The following is a 24093-nucleotide window of genomic DNA, read 5'->3' as shown; positions in this document are numbered from 1 at the left end:
CAGGGATGCTGATGACCCTCGAATCCCCCAGCTCCATATCCGGGGCCCGACGCGCCACGCGCGTCGCCGCGGCCGCGGGCCTGGTCGCCGCGCTCGTCGCAGCCGGCACCGTGCCCGCGTTCGCGGCGGGTGGCGCCGACGACCCCGGCTCCTCCGCACCGGTCAAGTCCGCCGACAAGAAGCTCGGTTCGGCCGACGTCGAGCTGCTCCAGCAGGCGCAGGCCAAGGGCGACAAGACCGTCACCGTGATGGTGGCCACCGCTCCCGGCCAGACCAAGCAGGTCGCCGACCAGCTCGGCAAGGTCCAGGGCGGCTCGGTCGGCAAGACGTACGACGACCTCGGTTACGTCCGCGCGACCCTGCCCACCGACAAGGCGGAGGGGGCCCTCAAGGCCGCCGCCAAGCTCGACTCCGTGCACGGCATGGACCTGCGCCACGAGATCCAGCTGCCCGACCCGCGGCCGGACGCCGACCGCGAGACGGGGACGGTCAAGAAGACGGCCGCCGAGAGCTACGCGGCGCCGGACAAGAACACCCCGGCGAAGAACCCCTACAACCCGTCCTTCGAGACGGGCGCCGTGGAGTTCGTGCAGAACAACCCGCAGGCCGACGGCCGCGGGGTGACCATCGGCATCCTCGACTCCGGCGTCGACCTGGGCCACCCGGCCCTGCAGACGACCTCCACCGGCGAGCGCAAGATCGTCGACTGGGTGACCGCCACCGACCCGATCACCGACAGCGACGCCACCTGGCGTCCGCAGGTGACCCCGGTCAGCGGCTCCGAGTTCACCGCCGGCGGCCGTACCTGGAAGGCGCCCGCGGGCTCGTTCCAGTGGAGCCGCTTCAGCGAGTCGATCACCGCCAACGGTGACATGGCCGGTGACGTCAACCGCGACGGCGACAAGACCGACCAGTTCGGCCTGCTGTACGACCCGGCGGCCGGCACCGTCCGCGTCGACACCGACCAGGACGGCGACTTCACCAACAACGAGCCGATGAAGCCGTACAAGGACGGCTACCAGATCGGCTACTTCGGCACGGACAACCCGGCGACCCAGGTCGCCGAGCGCATCCCGTTCGTGATCGAGATCCGCAAGGACGTCCCGATGGACCCGTACGGCGGGGACTGGGTCGGCAAGAAGGCCGACTTCGTCAACGTCGGCATCATCGAGTCCGAGCACGGCACGCACGTCGCCGGCATCACCTCCGCCAACAGCCTGTTCGGCGGCGCGATGAACGGTGCCGCGCCCGGCGCGAAGATCGTCTCCTCGCGCGCCTGCTCCTGGAGCGGCGGCTGCACCAACGTCGCGCTGACCGAGGGCATGATCGACCTCGTCGTCAACCGCGGCGTGGACATCGTCAACATGTCCATCGGCGGTCTGCCGGCGCTGAACGACGGCAACAACGCGCGCGCCGAGCTCTACACCAACCTGATCGACAAGTACGGCGTCCAGCTGGTGATCTCCGCGGGCAACTCCGGCCCCGGCCTGAACACCATCGGCGACCCCGGCCTCGCGGACAAGGTCATCAGCGTGGGTGCCGCGGTCTCCAAGGAGACCTGGGCCGCCAACTACGGCTCCGGTGTGACCACGCCGTACAACATGTTCAACTTCTCCTCGCGCGGTCCGCGTGAGGACGGCGGCATGACGCCGACCATCACCGGTCCCGGCGCGGCGATCAACACCATCCAGACCTGGCTGCCCGGCGCCCCCGTGAAGGAGGCCGGCTACGAGCTGCCGGCCGGCTACGGCATGCTCCAGGGCACCTCGATGTCCTCGCCGCAGGTCGCCGGCGCCTCGGCGCTGCTGCTGTCGGCCGCCAAGCAGCAGGGCCTCAAGCTGGACCCGGCCGGTCTGCGCACCGCGCTCACCAGCACCGCCAAGAAGATCGACGGCGTCCCGGCGCACGCCCAGGGCGCGGGCCTGATCGACATCGTCGGCGCCTGGGAGTCCATCCAGCGCGGCGCCAAGGCCAACGACTACACGGTGAAGGCGCCGGTCGACACCGCGCTCGACCAGTTCCTGAAGACCCCGGGCTTCGGCACCGGCGTCTACGACCGCGAGGGCGGCCTGAAGGTCGGCCAGAAGAAGACGTACAACGTCGTGGTCACCCGCACCTCGGGCGTCAAGTACGGCACCCGCCACAACCTGAGCCTGCGCCACAACGACGGCACGTTCAAGATCCTCGGCGGCTACGACTACGCCACCCTGCCGCTGAACAAGCCGGTCACCATCAAGATCGAGGCCAACGCGAAGTCGGCCGGCGTGCACAGCGCCATCCTGCAGCTGGACGACGAGTCCACCGAGGGCATCGACAAGCAGATCCTGTCGACCGTGGTCGTCTCGGCCCCGCTGACGCAGCCGTCGTACTCCTTCTCCCAGACCGGCTCGGTGCAGCGCAACAGCCACACCTCGTACTTCGTGACGGTCCCGCAGGGCGCCAAGGCCCTGGAGGTCGCCCTCGGCGGCCTCGCGGCCGGCAGCCAGACCCGCTTCATCTCGATCCACCCGTACGGCACGCCCGTCGAGAACACCGCGACGACCATGTGCTACCCGAACTACGACAACCCGGCCAACACCTGCCGCCCCGACCTGCGCTCGTACGCGAACCCGCAGCCCGGCGTCTGGGAGATCGAGGTCGAGGCCCGGCGCACGTCGCCGCTGCTGGACAACCCGTACAAGCTGGACGTCACGCTGCTCGGCGCGGCCTTCGACCCGGCGGTCAAGGTCCTGCCCGAGGTGAAGCAGGGCACCCCGGCCCCGGTCCAGTGGACGGTCAAGAACGAGGCCGCGGCCATCACCGGCGGCACGCTCAAGGGCGGCCCGCTCGGCTCGGCCAAGGTCGCCAAGCCGACCATCGCGAACGGTGAGACGCAGACCTCCGAGGTCACCATCGGCGCGGGCGTGTCCCGCCTCGACGTCGCCATCGGCTCCACCTCGGACGCCGGCGCCGACCTCGACCTCGAGGTCTACAAGGACGGCGTGAAGGTCGGCTCCTCCGCGGACGGCGACTCCGAGGAGGCCGTGAGCCTCACGAACCCGGCCGCCGGCACCTACACCGTCAAGGTGATCGGCTACGCGGTCCCGGCCGGCAGCACCACGTACGACTACCGCGACGTGTACTTCTCCGCGGCCCTCGGCTCCGTCCAGGCGGACGAGTCGACCTCGGTGAACCTCGCCAGCGGTGGCTCGGCGACGGTCTCGGCCAACGTGCTGGTCGGCGCCGCCGCTCCGGAGGGCCGCCAGTTCTTCGGCCAGCTCCAGCTGCTGAGCGGCCGCGGCACCCCCGCCGGCACCGCCAGCGTGCAGATCGAGAAGGTCACCCCGTAAGGCGGTGACGAGCTAGGGAAGGGGCCGGTGCCCGCCACGAGCGAGCACCGGCCCCTTCGCGTGTGACGCGTCACATCCGTCCATCCCTCGGACAATGGATTGGACAAGCCTCGTGGGGTCGCCCGCATGATGGCAGCAGGCAATCGTAAGAAGGAGTCACCGTGAGGGTCGGAATCGTCGGAGCCACCGGTCAGGTCGGCGGAGTCATGCGCAGCATCCTCGCCGAGCGCGCGTTCCCGGTGGACGAGCTGCGGCTGTTCGCCTCCGCCCGGTCGGCCGGCTCCACCCTGGAGTGGCAGGGCCGGGACATCACCGTCGAGGACGCCGCGACGGCGGACTACAGCGGCCTGGACATCGTCCTGTTCTCGGCCGGCGGCGCCACCTCCCGGGCCCTCGCGGAGAAGGTCGCCTCCCAGGGCGCCGTGGTGATCGACAACTCCTCCGCCTGGCGGGGCCACCCCGAGGTCCCGCTCGTGGTCTCCGAGGTCAACCCGCACGCGGTCAAGGACCGTCCCAAGGGCATCATCGCCAACCCGAACTGCACCACCATGGCCGCCATGCCGGTCCTGCGCCCCCTGCACGAGGAGGCCGGGCTGACCGCGCTGGTCGCCACCACCTACCAGGCCGTCTCCGGCTCCGGCCTGGCGGGCGTCGCCGAGCTCAAGGGCCAGGCGTGCGCGCTGTCCGAGGCCGCCGACCAGCTGACCTTCGACGGTGAGGCGCTCGACTTCCCCGAGCCGCAGGTCTACAAGCGCCCCATCGCCTTCAACGTGGTCCCGCTCGCGGGCAACCTGGTCGACGACGGCTCCTTCGAGACCGACGAGGAGCAGAAGCTCCGCAACGAGTCCCGCAAGATCCTGGAGATCCCGGACCTGAAGGTCTCCGGCACCTGCGTGCGCGTCCCGGTCTTCTCCGGCCACTCCCTCCAGGTCAACGCCCGCTTCGCCCGTCCGATCAGCGTCGAGCGCGCCTACGAGCTGCTGGCGGACGCCCCCGGCGTGCTGCTCTCCGAGATCCCCACCCCGCTCCAGGCCGCCGGCAAGGACGCCTCCTACGTGGGCCGCATCCGCGTCGACGAGACCGTGGACCACGGTCTGGCCCTCTTCCTCTCCAACGACAACCTGCGCAAGGGCGCCGCGCTGAACGCGGTGCAGATCGCGGAGCTCGTCGCCGAGGAGCTCGGCCGGGGCTGACCCGGCGGACCGGGGTCGATTCGGCCCCCTGCGAACACCGGCCGGGAGGGCGCCGTCATGGGGTGCCCTCCCGTCCGCTATGCGTGCAAGGATGACCGCGAAACGTCACCGTCGAAGGAGATGAACGCGTGCCTGGCACGAACCTGACCCGTGAAGAGGCCCAGCAGCGGGCGAAGCTGCTCACCGTCGACTCGTACGAGATCGACCTGGACCTGAGCGGCGCGCAGGAGGGCGGGACGTACCCCTCCGTCACGACGGTGCGCTTCCAGTCGGCCGAGGCCGGGGCCGAGACCTTCATCGACCTGGTCGCGCCGGCCGTCCACGAGGTCGTCCTCAACGGCACCTCCCTGGACGTGGCCGCCGTCTTCCGCGACTCGCGGATCACCCTGAAGCACCTCCAGCAGGGCGCCAACGAGCTGCGCGTCGTCGCCGACTGCGCCTACACCAACACCGGTGAGGGCCTGCACCGCTTCGTCGACCCGGTCGACGACCAGGCCTACCTGTACACCCAGTTCGAGGTGCCGGACGCCCGCCGCGTCTTCGCCAGCTTCGAGCAGCCCGACCTGAAGGCGACCTTCCAGTTCACCGTGAAGGCCCCCGAGGGCTGGACGGTGATCTCGAACTCGCCGACCCCGGCCCCGGCCGAGGTCAAGGACAACGTGTGGGTCTTCGAGCCGACCCCGCGCATCTCGACGTACATCACGGCCCTGATCGTCGGCCCGTACCACTCGGTGCACAGCACCTACGAGGGCCCCGACGGGCAGGTCGTGCCGCTGGGCATCTACTGCCGGCCGTCGCTGGCGGAGTTCCTCGACGCGGACGCGATCTTCGACGTCACGCGGCAGGGCTTCGACTGGTTCCAGGAGAAGTTCGCCTACGCGTACCCGTTCGCGAAGTACGACCAGCTCTTCGTGCCCGAGTTCAACGCCGGCGCCATGGAGAACGCGGGCGCGGTGACCATCCGCGACCAGTACGTCTTCCGCTCGAAGGTGACCGACGCGGCCTACGAGGTGCGGGCGGAGACCATCCTGCACGAGCTCGCCCACATGTGGTTCGGCGACCTGGTGACCATGGAGTGGTGGAACGACCTGTGGCTGAACGAGTCGTTCGCCACGTACACCTCGATCGCCTGCCAGGCGTACCACCCCGAGTCGAAGTGGCCGCACGCCTGGACCACCTTCGCCAACTCGATGAAGACCTGGGCCTACCGACAGGACCAGCTGCCGTCGACCCACCCGATCATGGCGGAGATCCGCGACCTGGACGACGTCCTGGTCAACTTCGACGGCATCACCTACGCCAAGGGCGCCTCGGTGCTCAAGCAGCTGGTGGCCTACGTGGGCATGGACGAGTTCTTCAAGGGCGTCCAGGCGTACTTCCAGCAGCACGCGTTCGGCAACACCCGCCTGAGCGACCTGCTGGGCGCGCTGGAGGAGACCTCCGGCCGCGACCTGACGGCCTGGTCGAAGGCGTGGCTGGAGACCGCCGGCATCAACGTGCTGCGCCCGGAGATCGAGACGGACGCCCAGGGCGTGATCACCTCGTTCAAGGTCCGCCAGGAGGCCCCGGCGCTGCCGGCCGGCGCCCAGGGCGAGCCGGTGCTGCGCCCGCACCGCATCGCGATCGGCTGCTACGGGCTGGACGAGGCCAGCGGCAAGCTGCTGCGCGAGCGCCGGGTGGAGCTGGACATCGCCGCGGCCGAGCTGACGGACGTCCCCGAGCTGGTCGGCCACCCGCGACCGGACGTGGTCCTGCTGAACGACGACGACCTGTCGTACGCCAAGGTCCGCCTGGACGCCGAGTCGCTGGCGAAGGTCACCGCGCACCTGGGCGACTTCGAGGCCTCGCTGCCGCGGGCCCTGTGCTGGGCCTCCGCCTGGGACATGACCCGGGACGGCGAGCTGGCCACCCGCGACTACCTGTCCCTGGTGCTCTCCGGCATCTCCAAGGAGTCCGACATCGGCGTGGTGCAGTCCCTGCACCGCCAGGTGAAGCTGGCGCTGGACCTGTACGCCGACCCGGCCTGGCGCGAGACGGGCCTGGCGGCCTGGACCGAGGCCACGCTGGAGCACCTGTGGGCCGCCGCGCCCGGCAGCGACCACCAGCTGGCCTGGGCCCGCGCCTTCGCGGCGACGGCCCGCACGGCGGAGCAGCTGGACCTGCTCGCCGCGCTGCTGGACGGTTCGCAGACGGTCGAGGGCCTGGTCGTCGACACCGAGCTGCGCTGGGCGTTCCTGGAGCGCCTGGCCGCGACCGGCCGGGCGGACGAGGCCGCCATCGCGGCGGAGCTGGAGCGCGACCGTACGGCGGCGGGCGAGCGGCACGCGGCCACGGCCCGGGCGGCGCGTCCCACGGCGGAGGCCAAGGCGGCGGCCTGGTCCTCGGTGGTGGAGTCCTCGGACCTGCCGAACGCGGTGCAGGAGGCGGTGATCGGCGGCTTCGTCCAGGCCGACCAGCGTGACCTGCTGGCGCCGTACGCGGCGAAGTACTTCGCCGCGGTCAAGGAGATCTGGGACACGCGCAGCCACGAGATCGCGCAGCAGATCGCGGTGGGCCTGTACCCGTCGCTGCTGGTCTCCCAGGAGACCCTGGACGCGACGGACGCCTGGCTGGCGTCGGCCGAGCCGAACGCGGCCCTGCGCCGCCTGGTCTCGGAGTCCCGCGCGGGCGTCGAACGGGCGCTGCGCGCCCAGGCCGCCGACGCCGCGGCCTCGGCCTGATCCCGTCCCCGGGGGCGCCGGGCCGACCCCGGCGCCCCCCGGGACCACGACCTAGCGGCGCACCGCGGTGGTGCGCAGGGCCTGCAGGACCCGGGCCACCGCGGGAGCGGACTCGGTGCCGGTGCGGGTGGCCGCGACGACGTGGCGCGTGGGCCGGTCCTTCGGCAGCGGGCGGACGACCACCCCGGTGGTCCGGGCGGCGGCCATCCGCGGGACCAGCGCCACCCCCATCCCGGCCGCCACCATGGACAGGATCGCCGTCCAGCCCGCCGCGGCGTGGGCCTGTTCGGGCACGAAGCCGGCCGCCTCGCACGCCGCCCGGGTGATCTCCGACCAGGGCCCCGAGGAGCCGTAGATCCACGGCTCCCCCGCCAGGTCCGACAGGCTCAGCTGCGCCGCGGCGGCCAGCCGGTGCCCCGGCGGCAGGGCCACGTCCAGCGGGTCGGCCAGCAGCGGGACGCGGGTGAAGCGGGCGTCCCGCTCCGTCGGGGCGTGCGCCGCCAAGGTGAGCGCGAGGTGCACCTCGCCGGCCGCCAGCAGCGCGTAGGCCTGGGCCGCCTCGGCCTCCCGGACCCGTACGAAGACCCCCGGGTGCGAGGCCCGCAGCGCCGCCACGGCCGGGACGACCAGCGCCGGGATCGCCGTCGGGAACGCCCCGACCCGCACCTCCCCCGCCTCGCCCTCGCGGTACCCGGCCAGTTCGGCGTCGGCGCGTTCCAGCTGGGCGAAGACCGCCTCCGCGTGCCGCAGGACGAGCCGGGCGGCGTCGGTGAGCCGCACCCGGCGCCCTTGGGCCTCCAGCAGCGGGACACCGAGCTGCTTGGCGAGGTTGGTCAGCTGCTGCGAGACGGCCGAGGGCGTCATGTGCAGCGCCTCAGCCGTCGCGGTCACCGTGCCGCGGTCGCCCAGCGTCCGCAGGATCCGCAGCTTCTTGATGTCCCACTCGGTCATGCCGCCGAACCTACCGGCGCGCCCCGAGGGTGACCCCGCCCAGGATCAGCGCCATGCACAGCAGTTCGGCGGGGCCGGTGCGCTCGCCGAGCAGCAGGAAGCCGAGCAGGGCGACGCAGACGGGCTGGAGGTAGTAGACGACGCCGGCGCGGGCGGCGCCGATCAGGGAGACCGCCTTGTTCCAGGCGAAGAACGCGACGGCGGAGGAGAACACGCCGACGTACAGCAGCGGCCCCACCGTCCCGGCGGTGGCCTCGAACCCGCCCTGCACCGCGAGCGAGATCCCGTACGCGGGCGCCAGCATCAGCGCGCCGAGGACGAACGTGGTCAGCAGGAAGACCGGCCCCTCGATCTCCTCGGGCTTGCGCCGCAGCAGCGCGCTGTAGGTGGCGAAGGACAGGGCGGCGGCGAACATCCACAGGTCGCCGGCGGCGAAGTCGAAGCCGAGCGACCCGTCGCCGACCAGCAGCAGCACCCCGAACGCCGCCAGCAGCAGCCCGAAGGTCCGCCGCGCGCCGAGCCGCTCCCCGCCGATCCGGGCGTACAGCGCCATGAGGACCGGGGAGGCGGCCATGATCATGCCCATGGTGGAGGCGGAGGTGGTCAGTCCGGCCTGGTGGACGAGGGTGTTGTAGAGGGCGACGCCGAACAGCGAGGCCAGGCTCACGAAGCCGAGGTGGCGGCGGATCAGCGCCCGCTGCCGCCAGGCCGCGCGGGCGGCGAAGGGGGCGACGGCCAGCAGGGCGACGACCCACCGCCAGAAGACGGCCTGGACGGGCGGGACCGAGTCGGCCATGTCCCGGGTGGCGACGAAGCTGCCGGACCAGACGACCGTCGCCACCAGCGCGAGCAGGACCCCGAGCCCGCCCGCGCGCTGCCCGGTGCCGGAGCGGGAGCCCGGGCCGGGGCCGGGCGGTGCTGCGGGCCGGTGCGGCGGCGCGGGGGTGCGGGCGGGGTCCAGGACGGACACGGGGTCTCCTCGTCAGGGGCGGTGGGTGGTGCTGCCCGTCAAAGGTCGCACCGCCGCATTGCTCAGGTCCATCGAAATGTTTCGATCGATACGTTCAGTGGTGCTGAACGATTCCTGGGGCCGCGCCGCGCGGACCCGGCGCGACCCGCGCGGGGGCAGCTGACCGAAGACGGTGGCGGCGAAGGCGAGGGCCATGCCGGCCAGCTGCACGGGCGTCAGCGACTGCCCCAGCGCGGCCCAGCCGATCACGGCGGCGGTGAGCGGGGAGAGCGGGCCGAGCAGGGTGACCGAGGTGGCACTGAGCCGGCCGATGCCCCGGAACCACAGCCAGTACGCGATCCCGGTGCTGATCAGCATCATGTAGCCGTAGCCCAGGAACGCCTTGCCGTCGAGGGCCGGCGGGGCGCCCTCCACCAGGGCCGCCACCGGTACGACGACCAGCCCGCCGGCGGTCAGCTGCCAGCCCGTGACGGCCAGCGGGCCCACGCCCTCGGGCCGCCCCCACCGCTTGGTCATGACGGTGCCCGCGGCCATGGACGCGGAGGAGACCAGCCCGGCGGCGATCCCGAGGGCGTCGAGCTGCGCCTGGGCGGTCAGGACGACCATGCTCACGCCGAGGGCGGCGGTGACCGCCGTGAGGACCGTCCGCAGGCCGGCCCGTTCGCCGAGGACGAGCGCGGCGAGCCCGGCCACGAACAGCGGGCCGGCGGAACCGAGCACGGCGGCCACCCCGCCGGGGAGCCGGTAGGCGGCGAGGAACAGCAGGGGGAAGAAGGCGCCGATGTTCAAGGTGCCCAGGACGGCGGACTTCCACCACCACGCCCCGGTCGGCAGGGTGCGGGCGAGGGCGGTGAGCAGCAGGCCGGCGGGCAGGGCCCGCATCGCGGCGGTGAACAGCGGCCGGTCGGGCGGCAGCAGCTCGGTGGCGACGGCGTAGGTCGAGCCCCATGAGACGGGTGCGAGTGCGGTCAGGGCGATGGTGCCGAGGCGCTTCATGCGGTCGTTCCCCCTCGAATTAGATCGATGGCAAGTAGCTTACCGCTAAGCTACTTGCCGTCAAGCTGCTTTCTTGCCGTCGAGTGGGAAGGGAGCCGATACTTCCGCCATGACCGAGAGCAAGGGGACCGGCCACGACGCCGTCGACGCCATCGCCGCCCAGTGGTACGCCGTCCGGCCCGAGCTGGACACGGCGCCCATGGCCGTCTTCGGCCGGATCTACCGGATCGGCCGGGCGATGGAGGAGCGGATGGAGCGCGCCTACGCCCCGTTCGGGATCTCCCGCGGCGAGTTCGACGTCATCGCCACGCTGCGCCGCTCGGGCGAGCCGTACACGCTGTCGCCGCGTCAGCTCTCGGCGACGCTGATGCTCACCACCGGCGGGATGACGGGGCGGCTGGACAAGTTGGAGAAGGCCGGGCTGCTGTGCCGGCAGCCGGATCCGCACGACCGGCGGGGACTTCGGGTCACCCTCACCGAGCACGGGCTGGACGTGGTGGACGCGGCGGTCGTCGCCGGACTCCAGGTGCAGCGGGAGGCTCTGGCCGGACTCTCCGACGAGGAGAGCGCAGCCCTGGCCGGGCTGCTGCGCAAGCTGGCGGAAGGCGTGACGGGCTGACGGTGCGCAGGCCCTGCCGGGCGGCCCCCGCCGGTCCGCCCGCGGCCCGCCGCCCCGGCCGCGGACACGACGAAGCGCCGGCGGTCCCCCTGGACCGCCGGCGCTCGGCGTGAAGCCGGTGTCAGGCCTGCTTGCGCGACTTGTCGGTGACCATCACGAGACCCGCGATCACCAGGAACAGCACGATCGGCAGGGCCACGAACAGACCGAGGGTCTCGGCCACGCCGATGCCCTTGCCCGGGTCGTCGCCGTCGTCGCGCACGACCGCCAGCGCGGGAGACGTCATCAGCAGCATCATCAGCGTCGTACCGGCCGCGACGGCGCCGGCGCGCAGGGCGTTCTTGTTGTCCACGGTGCAAACGTAGCGAACGCCCGAACGAACCGCGCGCCCGGGGGGCCCGTACGCGTCACGCCTCCCCTCCCACCCCCTGCGCGACGGCCCTGAGCAGGCCGTCCGCCCGCTCGGACGCGGCCAGCCGGGCCAGGGTCACCGGCCGCCCGGCCGCGGCCGCGACCGGCAGCCGCCCGTTGGGGTACTGGTCCCAGGTCCCCGGCAGGTTCTGCGGCCGCCGGTCCCCGACCGCGTCCGGCAGCCACACGCCCACCAGGCGGGCCGGGGTGCGCGCCAGGAACCCGTAGAGGGCCCGTACGGCGGCCTCCTCGCCGCCGGTGTCCAGCCCGAGCTCCTGCAGCCGGGCCAGCCACTCGGCGGTGTCGGCGGCGTCCTCGGCCTTCTCCTGCTCCACCGGCCGGGCCAGCAGGCCCAGCCGGGCGCGCAGCTCGACGTGGCTCCCGGTCAGCTTGGCGGCGGTGGGCGGCAGGTCGTGGGTGGTGACGGTCGCCAGGCAGTCGGCGCGCCAGGCCGCCGGCTCCAGCGGGCGGCCGTCGCCCTCCCAGTCGCGTTCGAACCACAGCACCGAGGTGCCGAGCACCCCGCGCCGGGCCAGCGCCTGGCGCACCCGCGGCTCCACGGTCCCGAGGTCCTCGCCGATCACCACGGTCCCGGCCCGGTGCGCCTCCAGCACCAGCAGCGCGAGCATGGCCTCGCCGTCGTACGTGACGTACGTGCCCTCGGACGGCTTGCAGCCCCCCGGCACCCACCAGAGCCGGAACAGCCCCATCACGTGGTCGATGCGCAGCGCTCCGGCGTGCCGGAACAGGGCCCGCAGCAGCGCCCGGTAGGGGGCGTAGCCGGCGGCGGCCAGGGCGTCGGGCCGCCACGGCGGCAGACCCCAGTCCTGGCCGCGGGCGTTGAAGGCGTCCGGCGGGGCCCCGACCGTGGTGCCCGCGGCATGGAGCTCCGGGCGGGCCCAGACGTCGGCACCACCGGGGTGGACGCCGACGGCGAGGTCGTGGACGAGGCCGAGCGCCATGCCGGCGTCCCGGGCGGCCCGCTGGGCGGCGGCGAGCTGGGAATCGGTCAGCCAGGCCAGCCAGGTGTGGAAGTCGACCCGGGCGGGGTCGGGTTCGGCGTCCTGCGGCCACTGCCGCGGGTCGGGGCCGTGCCGCTCGGCCAGGGCGCACCAGGTGGCGTGGGCGGTGAGCTCGGCGCCGGCGGCGTCCTTGAACCGGGCCAGGTCCGCGGCGCGGGCGGCGTCGCGCGGGACGGCGTGCAGCAGTTCGAGCGCGGCCCGCTTGACCGCCCAGACGGCGTCCCGGTCGATCAGGGCGCCCTTGTCCAGGACCTCCTGGCGCAGGGCGGCCCCCTGCTCGGCCAGGGCCGCGAGCGCGGTGCGGGCGGTGCACCGGCCGTACTCGGGCACGTCCTCGACCCGCAGGTAGACCGGGTCGGCCCAGCGGCGCGACGACGGCCGGTAGGGGGAGGGGTCGGTGGGGGTGCCGGGGACGGCGCTGTGCAGCGGGTTGATCTGGAGGAACCCGGCGCCGTGGGTCCGACCCGCCCAGGTGGCCAGCTCGGCGAGGTCGCCGAGGTCGCCCATGCCCCAGGAGCGGTCGGAGAGCAGCGAGTACAGCTGGACGAGGAGCCCGTGGCTGCGCCGCGGCGGGGCGGGGGCCCGGTCGGGGGCCACGACGAGGACCGCCTCACCGGTGCGGCCGTCGGGCGTCTCGGCGTACAGCCGGTGCACGCCGAGCGGCGGCGGCCCGGCCGGCAGCGGCCCGTCGGGGCCGGTGGTCCAGCGCGGCGGCCAGGGCGCGACCGGGACGCCGTCCTCCGCGGCGAGCCGCATCCGGGTGCCGGTCGGCAGGGCGGCCAGGGCCGCCGGGGCGGCGGCCCCGGCCCACTGGACCAGCACCGGCGGCAGCAACCGGGCGGCCGCCTCGGCGGCGGCCAGGGCGGCGGTGACCGCCTCCGGCGTGGAGGCGTCGACCCCGAGGACGCCGAGCACGGCGCGGACCGTGGCCTCGGGCACCGGGACGGTGACGTCCTGGGACGGTTGGTAGGACGTGGCGACGCCGTACAGGCCGGCGAGCCGGGCCAGATCCATCGGCAACCCCTGTCTAGTCCCCCGCGGCGACGGCGGGCGTGGTGGGCTCGCTCGTCAACGGTGCCTCGTCGAAGAGCGGCGGCTCGCAGATCAGCGGCCCCCCACCGGTATCGGCACCCAGCCCCGCTTTTTTGAGCGGCCGGGGCGAGCGGGCGGGCGGGGCGGGGTGGGTGGTACGGCCGGGGCGGGCGGTACCGGCGGTACCGGTGAGGCCGGCGGAACCGATGAGGCCGGCGGTACGCGGCTGCGGCGGAGGCACGGGGGCTCCTTCGGGGGTGGGCCCGGTCGGGGCGCTGGCGGCGCGGGACACCGCAGCCTTACCCAGCGACCGCAGCCGCACTCCTGCCGTGGCAGGGAGCTGACACCCCGGGGGCGGCCCCGCGCGGGAGCCGCCCCCGGGTGTCAGGACGCTGCCGGAGCCGCGGTCCTCGCCAGGGCGTCCTCCGCGCCGTACGGCTGGAGGTACGGCATCCAGCGGGGGTCCCGGTGGCCGGTGCCGATGATGCGCCAGGCCAGGCCGGACGGCGGGGCCGGCTGGTGGCGCAGGCGCCAGCCCAGTTCGAGCAGGTGGCGGTCGGCCTTGACGTGGTTGCAGCGGCGGCACGCGGCGACGACGTTGTCCCACACGTGCTGGCCGCCACGGCTGCGCGGGATGACGTGGTCGACACTGGTGGCGACCCCGCCGCAGTACATGCAGCGGCCGCCGTCGCGGGCGAACAGCGCGCGCCGGGTGAGAGGAACGGGCCCCCGGTAGGGGACCCGCACGAAGCGCTTGAGCCGCACCACGCTGGGAGCGGGGACGACCTTGGTCGCGCTGTGCAGGAAGGCGCCGGATTCCTCGAGGCAGATCGCCTTGTTCTCCAGGACGAGGACGAGCGCGCGGCGGAGCGGTACGACGCCGAGCGGCTCGTACGACGCGTTGAGGACCAGGACATGCGGCACGGATGCCTCCTTGTACGCCGGCGGCGCGTGGCTCGCGCCGGGACGATCTGTCTTCAGTCTCTCCTTCCCGCTGGCAGGAGCGCCACCACGCGCCCGTAACGGGTCCGAGGTGTTTTGCGGCACACCTTCTTCCTCCCCGTGTGAGTCCGGTCTCTCCCTCGAACACCGGCAACTTCCGGCAAGGGCGGCAGGGGGATGCCCCGTTAGTGTGGTTGGTCCCGCCCGCTCTCCCCCGTCCGCGGGCAGGCCGCTACATCTGGAGGTTCCCGCCGTGCCCTGGCCCGCAGCCATGCCCACTCTCGCGACCGAGGTTCCGGATGTGTCCACGACGGTGAGGGACACCCACGAGAGCGTCACCAACGCCGCCAGCTTCATCGAGGAGAACTGGGCCGGATGGCTGTACCTGGGCCTGCGGATCCTGCTCATCGTGGTGATCGCGGTGGCGCTGCGCTCGATGGTGCGCAAGGCCCTGACCAAGCTGATAAACCGCATGAACCGCGGTGCCGAGGCCGTCGAGGGCACCACGCTCGGCGGACTCCTCGTCAATGCCGAGCGGCGCCGCCAGCGTTCGGAGGCGATCGGCTCGGTCCTGCGGTCGGTGGCCTCGTTCCTGATCCTGGGCACGGCCGCGCTGATGGTCCTCGGCACCCTGGAGATCAACCTGGGCCCGCTGCTGGCGAGCGCCGGTGTGGCCGGTGTGGCGATCGGTTTCGGTGCCCGCAACCTGGTCACGGACTTCCTCTCCGGCGTGTTCATGATCCTTGAGGACCAGTACGGCGTCGGCGACAAGATCGACGCGGGGGTGGCCTCCGGCGAGGTGGTCGAGGTCGGCCTGCGCGTGACCAAGCTGCGCGGCGACAACGGCGAGATCTGGTACGTGCGCAACGGCGAGATCAAGCGGATCGGCAACCTCAGCCAGGGCTGGGCCACGGCGACCGTCGACGTCCAGGTCAAGCCGAGCGAGGACCTCAAGCGGATCCGCGAGGTGCTCCAGGAGGTGGCGGACGGCATGGCCAAGGACGCCCCGTGGGACGAGGACCTGTGGGGTCCGGTGGAGGTCCTGGGCCTGGCCGAGGTGCTGCTGGCCTCGATGACCGTGCGGATCTCGGCCAAGACGATGCCGGGCAAGCAGTTCGGGGTGGAGCGCGAGCTGCGCTGGCGGATCAAGGAGGCCTTCGACGCGGCGGGCATCGCCATCGTCGGCGGGATGCCGCCGGCCGAGGAGGAGGCGGAGCCCGCGCCGGACCCGGCGGCCACCGTCGCCCCGCCGTCGGCCCTGGCCAACCCGGCCTCCCCGCAGGCCGCGGCCACCGCGCCGATCCCGCCGCAGGTCGCGCAGGCCCCGCAGGCCGCGCCCCGGATCACCAAGTAGTCCGGCCCCGCCGCCGCGCCCTGGGACGGGCCGGCGCCCGCCGCCCCGCGCCCCGCCGCTGCCCCCGTGGACCGTATTCCGCGGGGGCAGCGGCATTGACACGCCCCGAACAGCGACAGGAAACTTACCTAACAATCACTTCCCCGAGGGAGCGGACACCGCCATGGCCTCCGGCACGACCCCAGGAACCCCGAGTCTGCTGCGGGCCATGAACGACCGGGCCGCGCTGGAGCTGCTCCTCGCCCACGGCCCCCTGTCCCGCACCCGCATCGGCCGGCTCACGGGCCTGTCCAAGCCCACCGCCTCCCAGCTGCTGGCCCGCCTCGAAGCCGCCGGCCTGGTCGTCGCCACCGGCACCGCCGCCGGCCGGCCCGGACCCAACGCCCAGCTGTACGCGCTGAACGCGGGCGCCGCCCACGTCGCCGGACTGGACGTCACCCCCGAGCGGATCCTGGCCGGGGTCGCCGACCTCACCGGCGCGCTGGTCGGCACCTTCGAACTGCCCACGGCCGGCTCCCGCACCCCGGTGGCCGACCAGGTCACCGAGGCCCTCGGCGAGGCCGCCGAGGCCGCCGGCCTGCCGCAGTCCGCGATCCACCGCCTGGTCGTCGGCACCCCCGGCGCCTTCGACCCGCACTCCGGCCGGCTGCGCTACGCCAGCCACCTGCCCGGCTGGCACTCCCCCACCCTCCTCGACGAGCTGGCGGCGGCCCTGCCGATGCCGGTGGAGTACGAGAACGACGTCAACCTCGTGGCCGTCGCCGAGCAGCACCTCGGCGCCGCCCGCGGCCACGACGACTTCGTCCTGCTGTGGAACGAGGCGGGCCTCGGCGCCGCCCTGGTGCTCGGCGGCCGGCTGCACCGCGGCTGGACCGGCGGCGCGGGCGAGGTCGGCTTCCTGCCGGTGCCCGGGCACCCCCTGGTCCGCCAGGTCACCCGGGTCAACGGCGGCGGCTACCAGTACCTGGCGGGTGTCCAGGTACTGCCGCAGCTCGCCGCCGCACTGGGCCTGGGCTCCGAGATCCCGACCGGGCCCGGCAGCTGCGAGGTCTCGGTGGGCACCGCCCTGCTGGCCCGGGCCGCGGCCGCGCCCGAAGGGCCGTACCGCGAGCTCCTGGCCCGCTACGCCACCGCCCTGGCCACCGGCCTGGCCGCGCTGGTCTCCGTACTCGACCCGGAGATCGTCGTGCTGTCGGGGGCGGTGATCGCGGCGGGCGGTGAGCCGCTGCACGAGCTGCTGACCGCCGAGCTCGCCGAACTGGCGCCGTCCCGGCCGCGGCTGGTCGCCGGCGCGGTCGTGGAGCAGCCCGTGCTGCGCGGCGCCCTGGAGAGCGCCCTGGCCGCCACCCGTGACGAGGTGTTCGACACGTCCCGCTGACCGACCGCTTCGGCCGCACGTCCCGTTTCTGCACCGCCACCCCTGGAAGTCCCCAGCGCAGAGAGAGACACCGCCATGCCCCGAACCCGCAGCCTGACCGCCCTCGCGACCGCTCTCGTCACCACCTGCGTGCTCGCCACCGCCTGCACCGGACCGAGCGGCTCGGCAGCCGCCGACGACCCGAAGGCCGACGTCACGCTGAACTTCTGGCACGGCTGGTCGGCGCCCGGCGAGGTCGCGGCGATCGAGGAGAACATCGCCCGGTTCCAGGCGGCGCACCCGAACATCAAGGTCAAGGTCACCGGCAACATGACCGACGACAAGATCAACCAGGCCCTGCGGGCGGGCGGCGACAAGGCCCCGGACGTGGTCTCCTCGTTCACCACCGACAGCGTCGGCAAGTTCTGCAACTCCGGCGCCTTCACCGACCTCGGCCCGTTCCTGGCGAAGTCCGGGATCGACGCGACCAAGGTCTTCCCCCGGACCCTGCTGGACTACACCCGGTTCGACGGCAACCAGTGCACCCTGCCGCTGCTCCACGACGCGTACGGGCTGGTCTACAACAAGGACGCCTTCCGGGAGGCGGGCATCACCGAACCGCCCGGGACCTGGAGCCGGTTCGTGGAGGTGGCCCGGCAACTGACCAAGCCGAGCGGGGACTCGTACGAACGCGTCGGCATCATGCCCACCTTCCACGGCTACGAGACCACGCCCATGCGCCTGGCCGCGCAGTGGAGCCCGACGTACTTCACCCCCGACGGCAGGGCCAACCTCGCCGGGGACCCGGCCTTCGCCCGGATGCTGAGCGCGCAGAAGGACCTGGTGGACAAGCTCGGCGGCTACGGGAGACTGGAGAGGTTCCGCGCGACCTTCGGCGACGAGTGGAGCGCCGAACACCCCTTCCACCAGGGCAAGGTGGCCATGCAGATCGACGGCGAGTGGCGCCCGGGCATGGCGCAGGAGGCCGGCGTCACCTTCGAGATCGGCACCGCCCCGCTGCCCGTGCCCGACGACCAGGCCGCCGACTACGGCAAGGGCTACCTGTCGGGGACCGTCGTGGGCATGGCCCGGGGCAGCAAGAAGCAGAACGCCGCCTGGGAGCTGGTGAAGTACATGACCACCGACACCGACGCGGTGGTCGCCTTCGCCAACGCCATCCACAACGTGCCCTCCACCCTGGCCGCGCTGGACTCGCCGAAGCTCCAGGTGACGCCCGAGTTCAAGACCTTCCTGGACATCGCCCGGCACCCGAGGTCGAGCACCACCCCGGCCCAGGCCGACGGCGGCACCTACCAGCTGACCTTCACCGACTTCGCCTACGCCGTGGAGAAGGGCGAGGTCACCGACATCGCCGCGGGTCTGGCCCGGACCGACCGGCAGATCGACGCGGACATCGCGAAGGCGAAGTGACCGGCCGTGCCCGCCCCCTCCGCCTGCGTCCCGGCCTCCGCGCCCGCCCCGGCCGCCGCCCCCGCCGCGGCCACCGCCCCCGCTCCGGCGCTGAGGAGGAAGCACCGGCGGTCCGCCCTGCGGACCGCGGCCTTCCTCTCCCCCTGGCTGATCGGGTGCGGCGTCTTCTTCGCCTACCCGCTCCTGTCCACGGTGTACTTCTCGTTCACCAAGTACGACGGCTTCCGCCCGCCGGCCTTCAACGGGCTGGACAACTGGACGTACCTGTTCACCGGCTATCCGCTGTTCTGGCCGGCGATGCGCAACACCCTGTGGCTGGTGGTGGTCGTGGTGACCTGCCGGACCCTGTTCGGCCTGGGGATCGGCCTGCTGATCACCCGGATCCGGACGGGGGCGGGGCTGCTGCGCACCCTCTTCCACCTGCCGTACCTGGCTCCTCCGGTCGCCGCGACGCTGGCCTTCGTCTTCCTGCTCAACCCCGGCACCGGTCCGGTGAACACCCTGCTGGAGGGGGCCGGGCTGCCGGCTCCGGGCTGGTTCACCGACGCCGGCTGGTCCAAGCCCGCGCTGACCGTGCTGGCGCTGTGGGGGATCGGCGACCTGATGGTGATCTTCATGGCCGCGCTGCTCGACGTACCGAAGGAGCAGTACGAGGCCGCCGCGCTGGACGGGGCGGGGCCCTGGCAGCGGTTCCGGCACGTCACCCTGCCGAACATCGCGCCGATCGTGCTGTTCGCGGTGGTGACCGGGGTCGTCCAGGTCATGCAGTACTACACCCAGCCGCTGGTGGCGGGGAAGGTGGCGGCCGGGGTGATCGGCGGCTCCGGGCAGCAGTTCGAGCCGGGCTACCCCGGCAAGTCCACGCTGACCCTGCCGCAGATCGTCTACAACGCGGGCTTCCAGCGCTTCGACTACGGCACCGCGTGCGCGGTGGCGCTGGTGCTGTTCGCCCTGTCGATGGCGTGCACGGCGCTGCTGATGCGCCGGGGCGGCGGACTGCTGGGAGCGGGTGAGTGACGGTGCGCCGGCGCAAGGCCGTACTCCACTGGATCGGCGTGCACGCCCTCGGGGTGGCCGCGGCCCTCTTCTTCGTCCTGCCGTTCGTCTTCCTGCTGCTGACCTCGCTCATGAGCGACCAGCAGGCCCTCACCCGCGACCTGTGGCCGCGTACCTGGGAGTGGGACAACTACGTCCAGGTCTGGCGGACGCCCGGGTTCTTGACCTGGTGGCGCAACACCTTGCTGTACGCGGGCCTGGGCACCGTGCTGACCGTGGTGTCCTCGGTGCCGGTCGCGTACGCGCTGGCGAAGTTCCGCTTCCGCGGGCGGCGGCCGGCGCTGCTGCTGGTGATCGCGATGATGATGCTGCCGCCGCAGGTGGTGGTCATCCCGATGTACCTGTTCTGGGCCCGGCAGCTGGACCTGTCCGGCACGCTGTGGCCGCTGATCGTCCCCACGGCGTTCGGCGACGCGTTCTCGATCTTCCTGCTGCGCCAGTTCCTGCTGACCGTCCCCGACGAGTACCTCGACGCGGCGCGGGTCGACGGCTGCGGGGAGGTGCGGACGCTGCTGCGGGTGGTGCTGCCGATGGCCCGGCCCGCGCTGGCCGCGGTCGCGCTGTTCCAGTTCTTCGCGCTGTGGAACGACTACTTCGGCCCGCAGATCTACGCCTCCGACAATCCGGCCGCCTGGACCCTCAGCTACGGGCTGGAGTCCTTCAAGGGCGCCCACCACACCAACTGGAACCTCACCATGGCCGCCACCGTGCTGGTCATGGCCCCGGTGATCGTCCTCTTCTTCTTCGCCCAGAAGGCGTTCGTCGAAGGCGTCACCCTGACCGGAGTGAAGGGTTAGAGACTGTCGTGACGATGAAACTCGCCGTGGTGGGCGGCGGCTCCACCTACACACCGGAGCTGGTCGACGGCTTCGCCCGGCTGCGCGAGACCCTGCCGATCGGCGAACTGGTGCTGATCGACCCGGCCGCCGAGCGGCTGGAGCTGGTCGGGGGCCTGGCCCGGCGGATCCTCGCCCGGCAGGGGCACCCGGGCACCGTGACCACCACCGGCGACCTCGACGCGGGCGTCGCCGACGCCGACGCGGTGCTGATCCAGCTGCGGGTGGGCGGACAGGCCGCGCGGCTGAAGGACGAGACCTGGCCGCTGGAGTGCGGCTGCGTCGGGCAGGAGACCACCGGCGCGGGCGGCCTGGCCAAGGCGTTGCGGACGGTGCCGGTGGTGCTGGACATCGCCGAGCGGGTGCGCCGGGCCAACCCGCAGGCGTGGATCATCGACTTCACCAACCCCGTCGGCATCGTCACCCGGGCCCTGCTGGACGCCGGCCACAAGGCGGTCGGGCTGTGCAACGTGGCCATCGGCTTCCAGCGCATGTTCGCCCGCTGGCTGGACCTGTCCCCCGCGGAGCTCCACCTCGACCACGTCGGCCTCAACCACCTGACCTGGGAACTGGGCGTACGGCTGGGCGGTCCGGACGGCGAGAACCTGCTGCCGCGGCTGCTGGACGTCCGGGGGGACGAACTCGCCGCCGCCCTGCGGTTGCCGCGCCAGGTGCTGGACCGGCTGGGGGTCGTACCGTCGTACTACCTGCGGTACTTCTACGCGCACGACGAGGTGGTGCGGGAGCTGGCGACCAAGCCCTCGCGCGCCGCCGAGGTCGCCGCGATGGAGGCCGAACTGCTCGCGCTGTACGCCGATCCCGCCCTCGACGAGAAGCCCGCACTGCTGGCGGCGCGCGGCGGGGCCTACTACTCGGAGGCCGCGGTGGACCTGGCGGCCGCCCTGCTGGGCGACGGCGGACCGGCGGTGCAGGTGGTCAACACCCGCAACGACGGCACCTTGGCGTTCCTGCCCGACGACGCGGTCGTCGAGGTCCAGGCCCGGGTGGACGCCTGCGGCCCGGTCCCGCTGGCCGTACCCCGGCTGGACCCGCTGTACGCCGGGCTGATCGCCCAGGTGGCGGCGTACGAGGACCTGGCCCTGGACGCGGCACTGCGCGGCGGGCGGGAGCGGGTGTTCCGGGCGCTGCTCGCGCATCCGCTGGTCGGGCAGTTCGAGCGGGCCGAGGGCCTGACGGACCGGCTGCTCGCGCACAACAAGGAGCATCTGCCATGGGCGTGAGGCGGCCCGCCGTGCTCGCCGTCGACGCGGGCAACAGCAAGACGGACGTGGCGCTCATCGACCGCGACGGCACCGTACGGGGCTCCGGCCGGGCCGGTGGCTTCCAGCCGCCGCGCAGCGGGGTGGAGGCGGCGGTGGACGAGCTGGGCCGGGCCGTCGCCGAAGCGGTGCGCGCGGCCGGGCTGTCCGGGCCGGAGGGGGCGGAGGGGGCCGGCCCGTACGCGGACCTGGTGTCGGCGTGCCTGGCCAACGCCGACCTGCCGGTGGAGGAACGGCAGCTGACGGAGGCGCTGGCCGCGCGCGGCTGGGGGGCGGCGACCGAGGTGCGCAACGACACCTTCGCGATCCTGCGGGCCGGGCTGCCGCCCGGCGCGCCGGCGCGGGGGGTGGCGGTGGTGTGCGGGGCCGGCATCAACTGCGTGGGGATGCTGCCCGACGGGCGCACCGCCCGGTTCCCAGCGCTGGGCCAGCTCTCCGGCGACTGGGGCGGCGGCGGGGGGCTGGCGGCCGAGGCCCTGTGGTGGGCGGCCCGCGCCGAGGACGGCCGGGGCGGGCCCACCGAGCTGCGCACGGCCCTGCCCGGGCACTTCGGGCTGGGCTCGATGGCCGAGCTGATCGAGGCGCTGCACCTGGGCGCGCTGCCGCCGGTGCGCACCCACGAACTGGTGCCGGTCCTGTTCGCGGTGGCCGCCGCAGGCGACCTGGTGGCCCGGTCGCTGGTCGAGCGGCAGGCCGACGAGGTGGTGGCGCTGGCGGTGGTCGCCCTGACCCGGCTGGACCTGCTGGCGCAGGAGGCGCCGGTGCTGCTGGGCGGCGGGGTGCTCACCGCCCGCCACCCGCTGCTGCACGAGCGGATCGAGGCGGGGCTGGCCGCGCGGGCGCCGCTGGCCCGGGTGGCGGTGGTGGCCGCCCCACCGGTGCTCGGCGCGGGTCTGCTGGGGCTGGACGCCGTGGGTGCGCCGCCGGAGGCGCACGGAAAACTGCGTGCCCATTTCGGGTGAACCACCCCGGCGGGTGGGCAGGACTGGAACCGCGGGGGCCGCGCGGGCGTATTCACGGTGAAGGACGCGGCCGGGGGCTCCCTCGCGGGATCCCGGGCCGGGTGCTGTGCCGACGCTCCCGTCCGGCCATACTGCTGCGCGACGACAGCGCCGGGCAGCCGGCCGGGGAGAGCGGTTTCCAGGACCGAGGGGGAGGTCAGGGTGGCGATCACGTCGCGCGCGCACGCGCCCGCGGCCGGGGGCACGGCCCCGGTGGCGCCGCCGCGGCGCGGCACGGCGTTCGCCGAGGGCGCCGAGCGGGTGCGGCGCGCCGCCACGACCGAGCCGGGCCGGCTGCGGATCGTCGGCGCCGTGCTGGCCGCCCTGGCGGTGCTGTTCGGCGTGGCCGCCGGCTGGGAGGTGTCCGACCGGACCGCGGCCGCCGAGGACGTGGTGGGCCGCAGCCAGCCGCTGGCCGCCGGCGCGGCGAGCATCTACCGCTCGCTGGCGGACGCGGACGCGGCGGCCTCCAGCGGCTTCCTCACCGGCGGGCAGGAGCCCCGGGAGCTGCGCGAGCGGTACGAGAAGGACATCGCGACGGCCTCGCGGCTGCTGGTGGAGGCCGCGGCCGACGCGGGGGAGGACGCCGGCGACGACGACGCGGGCTCCCGGCGCGAGATCGCCCTGCTCGGCGAGCAACTGCCCCGGTACGCGGGCCTGGTCGAGCAGGCCCGCGCCACCGACCGGCAGGGCCTGCCGCTGGGCGGGGCCTACCTGCGCTACGCCAACGAGCAGATGAGCACCCTGCTGCTGCCCGCCGCCCAGCGGCTGTACGAGGCGGAGACCCGCCGGCTCCACGAGGACCACGACGACGCCCGCGCCTGGCCGCCGGCCGCCTTGGTGGCGGGACTGGCCGCGCTGGGCGCGCTCGGCTGGGCGCAGCGGCGCGAGTACCGGCGTACGCACCGGGTGTTCAACCCCGGACTGGTGGCCGCCACGGCGGCCACGGCCGTGGCCCTGCTGTGGCTGGCGGTGGGGCACGGGGTGGCCCGGGCGGAGCTGGGCGAGGCCCGCTCGGGCGGGCAGGAGTCCCTGAAGGTGCTGGACGCCGCCCGGGTGGCGGCGCTCCAGGCGCGGGCCGACGAGAACCTGACGATGATCTCGCGGGGCGCCGTCCAGGCCGCGGACAGGAAGTCCGACAAGTACGAGGTCGACTTCGCCCGGAACATGGACGCGCTGGACTCGGGCCTCGCGGCGGCCCTGCGGCTGGCCGACGACGAGGCGGGGCGCGCCCCGCTGCGCCGGGCGGCGGCCGGGGTCCAGCAGTGGAAGGAACGGCACGCCCAGGCCCGCGAGGCGGACCTGAAGGGGGACTACGAGAGCGCGCTGCCCAAGGTGATCGGCGGCCGGGACAGCAGCGGCGCCTCCTTCGACGTGGTGGACGCCTCCCTGGAACAGGCGGTGACCCACGAGCAGGCCGAGTTCACCGAGGTCGCCCGGGGCGGCCTGGCCGCGCTGACCGGCCTCGTCCCGGGCACCGTCGCCCTGACCCTGACCGCCGCCGCGGCCGCCCTCCTCGGCATCGGCCGCCGTCTTTCGGAGTACAGGTGAGACCCATGGACCCGACACCGAGGGGCAGCGCCGCGCCAGGGG

The 24093-nt window shown here is 73.6% G+C and carries 19 protein-coding genes; 12 read left to right on the top strand and 7 right to left on the bottom strand.

Annotated features, from left to right (window positions below):
- The first annotated feature begins 11 nt into the window (after positions 1 to 11).
- The 3 genes from LG632_RS07000 to pepN all read left to right on the top strand — a co-directional run bounded on the left by LG632_RS07000 (position 12) and on the right by pepN (position 7242).
- A complete protein-coding gene (locus LG632_RS07000; RefSeq protein ID WP_226725953.1) occupies positions 12 to 3329 on the top strand; it encodes a S8 family serine peptidase in 3318 nt (1105 codons plus the stop codon).
- 161 nt (positions 3330 to 3490) lie between these two features.
- Entirely contained in the window at positions 3491 to 4522 is a 1032-nt protein-coding gene (locus LG632_RS06995) for an aspartate-semialdehyde dehydrogenase (RefSeq protein ID WP_226725952.1), read from the top strand.
- A 128-nt stretch (positions 4523 to 4650) separates the two neighbouring features.
- Positions 4651 to 7242: an aminopeptidase N gene (gene pepN, locus LG632_RS06990; protein WP_226725951.1), complete on the top strand. Its 2592-nt coding sequence runs from the start codon at positions 4651 to 4653 to the stop codon at positions 7240 to 7242.
- Between the two features lie 51 nt (positions 7243 to 7293).
- Here pepN and LG632_RS06985 read toward each other — a convergent pair whose 3' ends face one another.
- The 3 genes from LG632_RS06985 to LG632_RS06975 are packed head-to-tail and all read right to left on the bottom strand — an operon-like array spanning position 7294 to position 10159.
- Complete coding sequence (locus LG632_RS06985; protein ID WP_226725950.1) at positions 7294 to 8193, bottom strand: LysR family transcriptional regulator; 900 nt, start codon at positions 8191 to 8193, stop codon at positions 7294 to 7296.
- Between the two features lie 10 nt (positions 8194 to 8203).
- A complete protein-coding gene (locus LG632_RS06980; RefSeq protein ID WP_374203417.1) occupies positions 8204 to 9163 on the bottom strand; it encodes a DMT family transporter in 960 nt (319 codons plus the stop codon).
- Between the two features lie 12 nt (positions 9164 to 9175).
- A complete protein-coding gene (locus LG632_RS06975) occupies positions 9176 to 10159 on the bottom strand; it encodes an EamA family transporter (RefSeq protein WP_226725949.1) in 984 nt (327 codons plus the stop codon).
- Between the two features lie 109 nt (positions 10160 to 10268).
- Between LG632_RS06975 and LG632_RS06970 the strand changes: the two genes are divergently transcribed.
- Positions 10269 to 10778: a MarR family winged helix-turn-helix transcriptional regulator gene (locus tag LG632_RS06970; RefSeq protein ID WP_226725948.1), complete on the top strand. Its 510-nt coding sequence runs from the start codon at positions 10269 to 10271 to the stop codon at positions 10776 to 10778.
- A 121-nt stretch (positions 10779 to 10899) separates the two neighbouring features.
- Here LG632_RS06970 and LG632_RS06965 read toward each other — a convergent pair whose 3' ends face one another.
- From LG632_RS06965 to LG632_RS06950, 4 genes are all read right to left on the bottom strand, one after another.
- Positions 10900 to 11130, bottom strand: a complete 231-nt coding sequence (locus tag LG632_RS06965) for a hypothetical protein (protein ID WP_226725947.1) — start codon at positions 11128 to 11130, stop codon at positions 10900 to 10902.
- A 55-nt stretch (positions 11131 to 11185) separates the two neighbouring features.
- A complete protein-coding gene (gene malQ / locus LG632_RS06960; protein WP_226725946.1) occupies positions 11186 to 13225 on the bottom strand; it encodes a 4-alpha-glucanotransferase in 2040 nt (679 codons plus the stop codon).
- 13 nt (positions 13226 to 13238) lie between these two features.
- The gene (locus LG632_RS06955) at positions 13239 to 13484 is read right to left on the bottom strand and encodes a hypothetical protein (protein ID WP_226725945.1); all 246 of its coding nucleotides are present in this window, start codon (positions 13482 to 13484) and stop codon (positions 13239 to 13241) included.
- Positions 13485 to 13627: 143 nt separating this feature from the next.
- Positions 13628 to 14167: an HNH endonuclease gene (locus LG632_RS06950; RefSeq protein WP_226725944.1), complete on the bottom strand. Its 540-nt coding sequence runs from the start codon at positions 14165 to 14167 to the stop codon at positions 13628 to 13630.
- Positions 14168 to 14456: 289 nt separating this feature from the next.
- Here LG632_RS06950 and LG632_RS06945 point away from each other — a divergent pair, with 289 nt between their 5' ends.
- The 8 genes from LG632_RS06945 to LG632_RS06910 all read left to right on the top strand — a co-directional run bounded on the left by LG632_RS06945 (position 14457) and on the right by LG632_RS06910 (position 24051).
- Entirely contained in the window at positions 14457 to 15539 is a 1083-nt protein-coding gene (locus LG632_RS06945; protein ID WP_226725943.1) for a mechanosensitive ion channel family protein, read from the top strand.
- Between the two features lie 163 nt (positions 15540 to 15702).
- Entirely contained in the window at positions 15703 to 16917 is a 1215-nt protein-coding gene (locus LG632_RS06940) for an ROK family transcriptional regulator (RefSeq protein ID WP_226725942.1), read from the top strand.
- A gap of 75 nt (positions 16918 to 16992) precedes the next feature.
- On the top strand, positions 16993 to 18327 hold the full coding sequence (locus LG632_RS06935; protein WP_226725941.1) for an ABC transporter substrate-binding protein: 1335 nt from the start codon (positions 16993 to 16995) through the stop codon (positions 18325 to 18327).
- A gap of 90 nt (positions 18328 to 18417) precedes the next feature.
- Positions 18418 to 19344 (top strand): carbohydrate ABC transporter permease, encoded by a 927-nt coding sequence (locus LG632_RS06930; protein ID WP_226725993.1) that lies wholly within the window; start codon positions 18418 to 18420, stop codon positions 19342 to 19344.
- Positions 19341 to 20180 (top strand): carbohydrate ABC transporter permease, encoded by an 840-nt coding sequence (locus LG632_RS06925; RefSeq protein ID WP_226725940.1) that lies wholly within the window; start codon positions 19341 to 19343, stop codon positions 20178 to 20180. The genes LG632_RS06930 and LG632_RS06925 overlap by 4 nt, the downstream gene beginning before the upstream one ends.
- A gap of 14 nt (positions 20181 to 20194) precedes the next feature.
- The gene (locus LG632_RS06920; RefSeq protein WP_226725992.1) at positions 20195 to 21460 is read left to right on the top strand and encodes a 6-phospho-beta-glucosidase; all 1266 of its coding nucleotides are present in this window, start codon (positions 20195 to 20197) and stop codon (positions 21458 to 21460) included.
- The gene (locus LG632_RS06915; protein WP_226725939.1) at positions 21451 to 22461 is read left to right on the top strand and encodes an N-acetylglucosamine kinase; all 1011 of its coding nucleotides are present in this window, start codon (positions 21451 to 21453) and stop codon (positions 22459 to 22461) included. The genes LG632_RS06920 and LG632_RS06915 overlap by 10 nt, the downstream gene beginning before the upstream one ends.
- 201 nt (positions 22462 to 22662) lie before the next feature.
- The gene (locus LG632_RS06910; protein WP_226725938.1) at positions 22663 to 24051 is read left to right on the top strand and encodes a GlnX family signal transduction membrane protein; all 1389 of its coding nucleotides are present in this window, start codon (positions 22663 to 22665) and stop codon (positions 24049 to 24051) included.
- Positions 24052 to 24093: the final 42 nt, after the last annotated feature.

This window comes from Streptomyces antimicrobicus (genome assembly GCF_020532625.1).
Lineage (GTDB): Bacteria > Actinomycetota > Actinomycetes > Streptomycetales > Streptomycetaceae > Streptomyces > Streptomyces antimicrobicus.
Note: the sequence above shows the minus strand (reverse complement) of the source record. Positions and strands in the feature narration are given on the sequence as shown.

What these genes read in the sequence shown, in the direction of transcription:
- LG632_RS07000 (WP_226725953.1), top strand. Translation starts at nt 12, where the DNA reads ATGACCCTCGAATCCCCCAGCTCCATATCCGGGGCCCGACGCGCCACG.
- LG632_RS06985 (WP_226725950.1), bottom strand. Translation starts at nt 8,193, where the DNA reads ATGACCGAGTGGGACATCAAGAAGCTGCGGATCCTGCGGACGCTGGGC.
- LG632_RS06975 (WP_226725949.1), bottom strand. Translation starts at nt 10,159, where the DNA reads ATGAAGCGCCTCGGCACCATCGCCCTGACCGCACTCGCACCCGTCTCA.
- LG632_RS06970 (WP_226725948.1), top strand. Translation starts at nt 10,269, where the DNA reads ATGACCGAGAGCAAGGGGACCGGCCACGACGCCGTCGACGCCATCGCC.
- malQ (WP_226725946.1), bottom strand. Translation starts at nt 13,225, where the DNA reads ATGGATCTGGCCCGGCTCGCCGGCCTGTACGGCGTCGCCACGTCCTAC.
- LG632_RS06945 (WP_226725943.1), top strand. Translation starts at nt 14,457, where the DNA reads ATGCCCACTCTCGCGACCGAGGTTCCGGATGTGTCCACGACGGTGAGG.
- LG632_RS06940 (WP_226725942.1), top strand. Translation starts at nt 15,703, where the DNA reads ATGGCCTCCGGCACGACCCCAGGAACCCCGAGTCTGCTGCGGGCCATG.
- LG632_RS06935 (WP_226725941.1), top strand. Translation starts at nt 16,993, where the DNA reads ATGCCCCGAACCCGCAGCCTGACCGCCCTCGCGACCGCTCTCGTCACC.
- LG632_RS06920 (WP_226725992.1), top strand. Translation starts at nt 20,195, where the DNA reads ATGAAACTCGCCGTGGTGGGCGGCGGCTCCACCTACACACCGGAGCTG.
- LG632_RS06915 (WP_226725939.1), top strand. Translation starts at nt 21,451, where the DNA reads ATGGGCGTGAGGCGGCCCGCCGTGCTCGCCGTCGACGCGGGCAACAGC.